This is a genomic window from Actinomadura sp., assembly GCF_044508335.1.
GTDB lineage: Bacteria > Actinomycetota > Actinomycetes > Streptosporangiales > Streptosporangiaceae > Spirillospora.
Map to the genome: position 1 here is coordinate 106796 of NZ_JBIQHY010000007.1, position 2749 is coordinate 109544.

The 2749-nt window shown below is 74.1% G+C and carries 3 protein-coding genes; all 3 read left to right on the top strand.

The genetic code is table 11. The features are described 5' to 3' along the window. Nucleotides 1-75: 75 nt before the first annotated feature. Nucleotides 76-1026: a RecB family exonuclease gene (locus tag ACIWVC_RS04980; RefSeq protein ID WP_396446734.1), complete on the top strand. Its 951-nt coding sequence runs from the start codon at nt 76-78 to the stop codon at nt 1024-1026. A gap of 120 nt (nt 1027-1146) precedes the next feature. Continuing rightward, nucleotides 1147-2373, top strand: coding sequence for a sensor histidine kinase (locus ACIWVC_RS04985; RefSeq protein ID WP_396446733.1), 1227 nt, complete (start codon nt 1147-1149; stop codon nt 2371-2373). A gap of 108 nt (nt 2374-2481) precedes the next feature. Then, nucleotides 2482-2749 (top strand): response regulator transcription factor (locus ACIWVC_RS04990; protein WP_396453851.1); only part of this gene is annotated, 268 nt, incomplete at its 3' end.

A 2749-nucleotide genomic window follows, 5' to 3' on the forward strand; every position in this document is an offset into this window, starting at 1 on the left:
CGTGTCCTGTGCCGGCGGGGGCGGGACGGCGGGGCGCCGGATTTTCGTCGGGGGTGTCGCCTAGTCTGCTGTGCCATGACGACGACCGAGGCGGGTAGTGAGGCGTCCGTTCCGTCCGCGCGGGGCGGGGGCGGCGGCGCGGGGGACGTCGTGGTGGTGGGGTCGTTGTCGCCGTCCCGTGCGGGCGATTTCATGACGTGTCCGCTGCTGTACCGGTTCCGGGTGATCGACCGGATTCCGGAGCGGCCGAGCGCGGCGGCGGTGCGGGGGACGCTGGTGCACGCGGTGCTGGAGCGGCTGTTCGATCTGCCGACGGCGGGGCGGACGCCGGCGGCGGCGCTGGAGATGCTGGGGCCGGAGTGGGAGCGGCTGCTGGCGGCGGAGCCGGAGCTGGCGGGGCTGTTCGCGGACGGGGAGGCCGGGGAGGCGGAGCGGGCGGAGTGGCTCGGGCAGGCGCGGCGGATGGTGGAGCGGTACTTCACGCTGGAGGATCCGCGGCGGCTGGAGCCGGCGGAGCGCGAGCTGTTCGTGGAGACGGTGCTGGAGTCGGGGCTGAAGCTGCGCGGGTACATCGACCGGGTGGACGTGGCGCCGAGCGGCGACGTGCGGATCGTGGACTACAAGACGGGGACGGCGCCGCGGGCGGATTTCGAGGCGCGGGCGCTGTTCCAGATGAAGTTCTACGCGCTGGTGCTGTGGCGGCTGCGGGGGCGGGTGCCGCGGCTGCTGCAGCTGATGTACCTGGGGAACGGGGAGATCCTGCGGTACGAGCCGGACGAGGCGGATCTGCGGGCGACGCAGCGGAAGGTGGAGGCGCTGTGGGCGGCGATCCGGCGGGCGATGGAGACGGGCGAGTGGCGGCCGCGTGCGGGGCGGCTGTGCGACTGGTGCGATCACAAGGAGCGGTGCCCGGAGTTCGGGGGCACTCCCCCGCCGCTGCCGGAGGCGCCGGTGCGGCGGCCCTCCCCGGCGGATCTGGAGGGCGCCGACCCGGAGGGCGCGGCGCGGGAGCACGGGGATCTGTAGCGGCGCGGTGCGCGGGCCCGGGGCCGGTCCGGGGCGGGTCGCGGGCTCATCCTTGGGGATGACGGCGGATCCGCGTCCAGGAGGGGTCGGGACCTGCCGCGACCTCCTAGGGTGAGTGGCGTGTCACCCCGCATCCGTGGTCTTCACGCCGCCCGGGCCTGGCTGCAGGCGCGCCCGCTGGCGGCTGACGCGCTGCTCGCTTTCGGGCTGCTGCTGGTGGGGCTGCCGCAGCTGTTCCTGCAGGAGCTCCCGGACGGCGAGGACTTCGCGGCGTTCCGGTCGCCGGACGTGTGGAACGGGCTGCTCGTCGTCGTGGTGACGGGGGCGCTGGCGTGGCGGCGGCGGCATCCGCTGCCGGTGCTGCTGTTCATCATCGGCGGTGAGGCGCTGACGGCGGCGCTGCAGTATCCGCCGGCGGTGCCGGACGTGGTGGCGTTCCTGATCGCGGTGTACAGCGTGGCGGCGCACCGGGGGCTGGCGCAGAGCGCGCTGGGCGGGCTGGTCGCGTTCGTGTACTTCCTGGCGTATCTGCTGCTGATGCTGCCGCTGTCGTCGGAGCCGGTGGTGGTGATCACCGATTCGGCGCTGGTGGTCGGCGTGTGGATGCTGGGGCGGAACCTGCGGCTGCGGCGGGCGTACTTCGCGGAGCTGGAGGACCGGGCGGCGCGGCTGGAGCGGGCGCGGGGGACGGACGCGCGGGCGGCGCGGATCGAGGAGCGGTCGCGGATCGCGCGGGAGCTGCACGACGTGGTGGCGCACCATGTGAGCGTGATGACGGTGCAGGCGGGGGCGGCGCGGCGGATCATCGACCGGGATCCGGGCAGCGCGCGGGAGGCGATGTCGACGATCGAGGAGGTCGGGCGGACGGCGCTGAGCGAGATGCGGCGGATCGTGGGGGTGCTGCGGACGGACCGGGACGCCGAGCAGGCGGGCCGGGAGCTGGCGCCGCAGCCGGGTCTGGGGGATCTCGGGGAGCTGCTGGACCATGTGCGGGAGACGGGCCTGTCGGTGCAGCTGTGGATCGAGGGTGAGGCGCGGTCGCCGTCGCCGGGGGTGGACGTGGCGGCGTTCCGGCTGATCCAGGAGGCGCTGACGAACACGCTGAAGCATGCGGGGCCGCAGGCGCGGGCGTGGGTGCGGCTGTACTACGGGGACGACGACCTGACGGTGGAGGTGGAGGACGACGGGCGCGGCACGGCGACGTTCATGGCCGACAACGGGGACAATCCGGGGCATGGCCTGGTCGGCATGTACGAGCGTGTGGCGCTGTACGGTGGCGAGTTGAGGATCGGGCCGCGGGTCGGCGGCGGGTTCGGTGTGCGGGCGCGTTTCCCGCTGGAGGCGTGATGGCCGGCGGGGCGTCCCGGGTGCGGACGGTGGTGTTGTGTCAGTGCGTCGTGAGGCGAGGAGCGGGACGATGAGCGGACCGGGTGGGCGTTCGGCCGGGGCGGCGCGATGACGACGGTGCGGGTGCTGCTGGTGGACGACCAGCCGCTGCTGCGGACGGGGTTCCGGCTGATTCTGGAGGCGGAGGCCGACATCGCGGTGGTCGGCGAGGCCGGGGACGGCGCGGCGGCGGTGGAGATGACGCGGTCGCTGCTTCCGGACGTGGTGCTGATGGACATCCGGATGCCGGGCGTGGACGGGATCGAGGCGACGCGGCGGATCATCCGGGAGGGTGCGGCGTCGCACGATCCGAAGGTGCTGATCCTGACGACGTTCG